The organism is Saccharothrix sp. NRRL B-16348 (assembly GCF_001280085.1).
Lineage (GTDB): Bacteria > Actinomycetota > Actinomycetes > Mycobacteriales > Pseudonocardiaceae > Actinosynnema.
This window is the reverse complement of sequence record NZ_LGED01000042.1, coordinates 1-4,838: the sequence shown is the minus strand read 5'-3', so window position 1 is coordinate 4,838 and position 4,838 is coordinate 1. Positions and strand designations below refer to the sequence as shown.

Here is a 4,838-nt window from a genome sequence, read left to right as displayed (position 1 = left end):
AGGTCGAGCACGTCGCTCAGCGACACCTTGACTCGGAGGAGTTCCGCGATGCCTCTGCTGGACCTGACCAAGATCACCACCGGCCTGTCGAAGACCTGGACGGGCTACCTCCGTGACTGGGACCGGACCCTGCGCTCGGCCGGTCACCCTGAGACCACCCGCTACAACTACCTCCTCGCCGCCACCCAACTCGCCCGCTACCTGGCCGAGTACTCGCCGGACCCGGACGCCGACGACGCGGCCGACGACCCGTGCGAAGTGACCAAGGCCCACATCGAGGCCTTTCAAGCGTGGATGATCGAGACCCGCTCGGGCGCCACCGCGCTGAACAAGCACAAGGGCCTGCAACAGTTCTTCAAGTGGCTGATGCTCGACGAGGAGGACATCGACCGTTCCCCGATGGAACGGGTGAAGCAACCGCAGGTCCGGAAGAAGCTCATCCCGGTCATCCGCGACGACGACACGAAGCGCGTGTTGGACACCTGCAAGGGCAAGGATTTCGTCCAACTACGCGACGAGGCCGTCATCCGCCTCTACTACAACACCGGCGCCCGCCTGTCCGAAGTCGGCAACCTCACCTATGGACACCGACTCGGTCCACTACCACGGCAAGGGCAACAAAGACCGCCGCGTCCGCTTCGGCCCGAAAACCGCCCGCGCCCTGAGCCGCTACCTCCGCGCCCGCGCCAAGCGCAAAGCCGTCGACCTGCCGGACCTGTGGCTGGCCGAGCGCGGCATTCGCCGCTTCGCTCCCAACGGCATCAAGATGATGCTCAAGCGCCGTGGCCTGGCCGCTGGCCTGACCGGCGTTTACGCCCACCGGTGGCGGCACAACTTCGCTCACGAGTGGAAGCGAGCGGGTGGCGACACGGGTGACCTGATGCTGCTGCTCGGCTGGACCTCCGAGGACATGCCCCGTCACTACGGAGCCAGCGCGGCGGCCGAGCGAGCCCAGGAGACTCAACTCCGGATGGGGATCGGTGAACATGTCTGAGCCTTGGGGTCGTGCCGGTGGGGTGCGCAGGTTCGAATCCCTGGCAGGGGACTTCACAGACCCACTCACGCCTGACCAGCGGTTTCTTACCGGACGGCTGGTGGTGGAGGGGCGGTGGGAGGTCGATGCCCTTGGCGGTGGTTTCTGATGACTGCCGGGCAGCGCTCGTCCGAGATCGCGGGTGAGGTCGGTGATCGGCAGGTGGTGCGGGCGGTCACGGTGATCATCGGTGTGGTCGTCGGGTTGACCTTCGTGTTCGGCTTCGGGAATGTGTTGGGCTTGGCGCTGGGGTTGGGCGTGCCAATCTGGGTCGCGCCGCTGGTGGCGCCTGCGGTCGACCTGTCGGTGCTAGCCCTGCTGCTGGCCGGTCGTCACCTGGCGATGTGCGGGGCTGCTCGGGAGCAACTCCAGCCCGCTCGACGGCTCTTGATCTTTTCGAGTCTGGTGACGTTGGCGCTGAACGTCGCCGATCCTCTGGTCGCCGGGCGGTTCGGCAAGGCCGCCTTCGACGCTGTCGGGCCGCTGTTGCTGATCGGCTGGGCCGAGGTCGGGCCGGGTCTGTTGCGGGCGGTGAACGGGACGGCGGCCGGCGGCCGGGTTGATGCGGTGGTCGAGGTCGTCGCGTCGGCAGGAGCCGTGGTGTCCGATGCGGCGGATGACCTCCTGCGCCGTGCCCGGGTGGAGGACGCCCGTCACTGGGAGTCGCACCGCCGTCCGATCTCGGCTGAGACGCTGCGCGGACGTCTTCGGATCGGCGCGCGACGCGCCCGGCGGTTGGTCGAGATGGTGAGGTCCGAACGCGCCGATACCGGCTGAACGGAAGAACGGTCGGCTGAACCACCTCCGCGGCCACCTCCCGAAGGCGGAGGCAACACCAGCGTGCCCACTCGTCGATGTCGCTCCAACGATCGCTCGCGCTCGTGGAGGACCCCGGCTCGGTGCTCCCGCAGAAGGCCGGTGTTGCACCACCTCCGCTCGCGCGGGGAAGACGTCATCAACTACCTGTACGACTCGCCCAACGGAGGACCACCCCCGCTCGCGCGGGGAAGACACGATCGGGATGATGACGACCGACCACACCATGGGACCACCCCCGCTCGCGCGGCGAAGACTCGGACTTGATCTGGAACCACTCGGCACGGATGGGACCACCCCCGCTCGCGCGGGGAAGACGTCGATCCGGAGACCCGTTTTGGGCCCCTCGGAGGACCACCCCCGCTCGCGCGGGGACGACACTTCTTGACCAGGCACGATACAGGCCAGATGGTCGTTTCTCATTCGGTTTGGTCGCACGGAGGCGGCAGTTGGTCGGCAATGGCGCGGTCGCTGCCTGTGGCGACTGCCGGCTGTGTGCAGCGGGCTTGGCCGGCTCCTACCGAGCCCGTCGTACTTCGTTACCGACGTGATCTTTGCCGTGCCGCCAGCGTCGGGATTGCGGCGATCTTCTCGGCCGGAAGTTCATCCCACAGCAGCCCGTGGGGTCTGCGGGGCTTGTCGCAGCGGATGACCGTGTCGGGGGTGATGATCAGGTCGAGGCTGAAGTCGTGGGCGCGTTCGGGCAGTTCGTCGTCGACGACCTGGAGTTGGTGCACCGTGGTCGCGATCAGGGTGGTCGGCGGGATGAGTCCGGCTTCGTGGAGCAAGGCGACCTCGATGTCGGAGTAGCCGGCGCCCTTGCCCAGCCGTACGCCGTGCCGGTTCACCGCGATGCTGCCGCAGACGACGAGGTCCACGGGTCGCATGGTGTCGACGTCGATCGGTTGTCCGATCCGGGCTGCGGTGCGCCGATCGGCGGCTTCCTCCGGGGAGACGGTCAACGTGGTCGGGTCGAGCAGGTAGAAGGGTGGTTCCTCGGCCAGTTTCGGCACGGCCATGTAGACGAGCTTGCCCTCGCGGAGGGCGCGGGCGCGGACGGGTTGCTGGGCGGTGTCCGGCACGACCTTGACCACACGTGCGGTCTTCCACTCCGGAAGTCCGGCCAGTCGTTCGGCGGCTTCCTCGGCGCCGTGGAAGGACGGGATGCGGCCGTGGACGCCGGGCGGGACGGCGCGGTGGCGTTCGAGCAGTGCCCAGACGCGTTCGCGTGCGGCCTGCTTCGCCTGGTCGATGTCCGCCACCGTGGTCCTCCTACCTCGTTGCCATCAGCGTCATGACGCGGTCGTACACATCCTGCACATCACCGTCCTGTCGCCACGGCCGCATCTCGCGGTAGGCGTCGAACAGGACGTTGAGCGCACCGCCACCCCAGGTCCGTTCGATCACGTCCATCGCCAGGTGCAACGTTCCGGCCGCAGTGCCTTCCCGGATCACCGCGGTCGATGAGCTTGGCCGCACTAGGGACCATCTCCCGCTCCCACGGAGAAGACTGTTCGTACAGTGTCATCGCGATCTGACGTTTCTCGAGCCGACCTTCAGGTTTGCCGGGTTTCCGTGACGAGGCTTCGGATGCTTTGTGCGGCGGGGTTGTCGACGCCGATGATCAGGCCGAGGGCGCGGTTGAGTGCGGTGTGGGCGTTGGTGTATTTGCCCGATAGCCACAGTGCCTGCCCGAGTTTGGCGAGGCCGTGTGCCCGTCCGGTCGGGTCGGCGAGGTTCTGGTACAGCTTGTCGGCGCGGGTGAGGTATTTGACGGCTGAGTCGTGTCGGCCTGTTTCGATCATGAGTTCGCCGAGGTGGTGCAGTGTGCGGGCGGCGCCGGTGTCGTGGTGGTGCAGTAGGTAGGTTTCCAGGGTTTCGTCGGCGCAGCCGATGATTTTGTGGAGGCGGTGTTGGGCGCGGTAGGTCCGGGCGAGGTCGTGCAGGGCGGCGGCGGTGGCGTCGGGGTTGTCGTCGTGTAGGCGGTGGATGGCGAGTTCGTGCATGCCTTGGATTGCGGCGAGGTGGAGGAGGCCGTGGGTTCGCAGTGTCTGTGCGGCGTGGCGGAAGGCGGTGGCGAGCAGTAGGGAGGTGGGCAGGGTGGTGGCCAGTTCGGCTCCGATGTCGCACAGCGTGTGGAGCCAGGCGTGGTCGGGGTAGGCGGGAACGGTGCGCCATGTGTCGGTCAGCAGTTCAACTGCGGTCTCGGGCTGGCTCATGGCCGCCTGCAGGGTTGTCAGGACGCGGTCGGGGTCGAACCGTGGGCGGGCGTCGGTGTCCGGGGTGGTCGGTTCGCGGCGGGGTGTGGCGGTGGGCGTGGTGTCGGTCATGCGGGCTTGTCCGGGTCGGCGATCACTTGGAACAGGTCTTCGAAGGTCATCGGTGGGAGTGCGGTGAGGGCACCGGCGATGAACGAGGCGCCGGGTTGCTGGGTTCCTGATACGACGCGTGCGACGGTGGAGCGGTTCACGCCCATCGCGGGGGCGAGTTTGTAGTCGGAGCGGAATCCGGCCAGTCGTGCGGCTTTGGTGAAGAGGTCGATGCGTAGTTCGATGTGGTAGGTGGTCATCGGGTTTCTCCCACCGGAGGGTCCGGTGCTGTGGTGTCGTTGTCTCGCGCGTGGCGTGCGGGTTGTCAGCGGGTGTCGCGGTTGTAGGTGTCGGCCCAGCGTGCGAAGACGTCGCGGGAGTCGGTGGTCGACAGGGCCAGGGAGTCGAGGTGGCGCATCTTGGTTTCGTAGTAGGTGACGGTGTCGGGGTCGTCGTGGAATGCGATCGCGGTGTCGGTCTCGACGTAGGCGAGGGGGCGGGTTGGTGGGGTGAAGGTGAGGATTGTGGCGGGTCGTGCGAGGGCCGGGTGGAATGGTGCGGTCATCGGGATCAGGCGCAGGGAGGTGCGTGCCCGGTCGCACATCTGGGTGAGGTGCCGCAGTTGGTCCCGCATGACCGTCGGGGTTCCGACCGTCGAGCGCACGGCGGCTTCGTGCATG

7 protein-coding genes and 1 pseudogene are annotated in these 4,838 nt (G+C 67.4%); 3 read left to right on the top strand and 5 right to left on the bottom strand.

Features of this window, described 5'->3' with window-relative positions:
- Positions 1–48: 48 nt before the first annotated feature.
- The 3 genes and pseudogenes from ADK67_RS53440 to ADK67_RS07155 form a co-directional block, all read left to right on the top strand.
- Positions 49–309: pseudogene (locus ADK67_RS53440) on the top strand (integrase); the annotation flags it as partial.
- A 271-nt stretch (positions 310–580) separates the two neighbouring features.
- Positions 581–994: a site-specific integrase gene (locus tag ADK67_RS53435; protein WP_231648061.1), complete on the top strand. Its 414-nt coding sequence runs from the start codon at positions 581–583 to the stop codon at positions 992–994.
- A 147-nt stretch (positions 995–1,141) separates the two neighbouring features.
- Positions 1,142–1,810: a hypothetical protein gene (locus ADK67_RS07155; protein WP_053715598.1), complete on the top strand. Its 669-nt coding sequence runs from the start codon at positions 1,142–1,144 to the stop codon at positions 1,808–1,810.
- 578 nt (positions 1,811–2,388) lie between these two features.
- Here the strand turns inward: ADK67_RS07155 and ADK67_RS07150 are convergent.
- The 5 genes from ADK67_RS07150 to ADK67_RS07130 form a co-directional block, all read right to left on the bottom strand.
- A complete protein-coding gene (locus ADK67_RS07150) occupies positions 2,389–3,111 on the bottom strand; it encodes a 5-formyltetrahydrofolate cyclo-ligase (protein WP_053715597.1) in 723 nt (240 codons plus the stop codon).
- Positions 3,112–3,121: 10 nt separating this feature from the next.
- A complete protein-coding gene (locus ADK67_RS07145) occupies positions 3,122–3,262 on the bottom strand; it encodes a hypothetical protein (RefSeq protein ID WP_157619986.1) in 141 nt (46 codons plus the stop codon).
- Positions 3,263–3,405: 143 nt separating this feature from the next.
- On the bottom strand, positions 3,406–4,179 hold the full coding sequence (locus ADK67_RS07140; protein WP_053715595.1) for a tetratricopeptide repeat protein: 774 nt from the start codon (positions 4,177–4,179) through the stop codon (positions 3,406–3,408).
- Entirely contained in the window at positions 4,176–4,418 is a 243-nt protein-coding gene (locus tag ADK67_RS07135; protein ID WP_053715594.1) for a hypothetical protein, read from the bottom strand. Before ADK67_RS07135 ends, ADK67_RS07140 begins: the two co-directional genes overlap by 4 nt.
- Positions 4,419–4,483: 65 nt before the next feature.
- Positions 4,484–4,838, bottom strand: a 355-nt coding sequence (locus tag ADK67_RS07130; RefSeq protein WP_053715593.1) for a DUF5753 domain-containing protein, incomplete at its 5' end; no start/stop codon positions are given.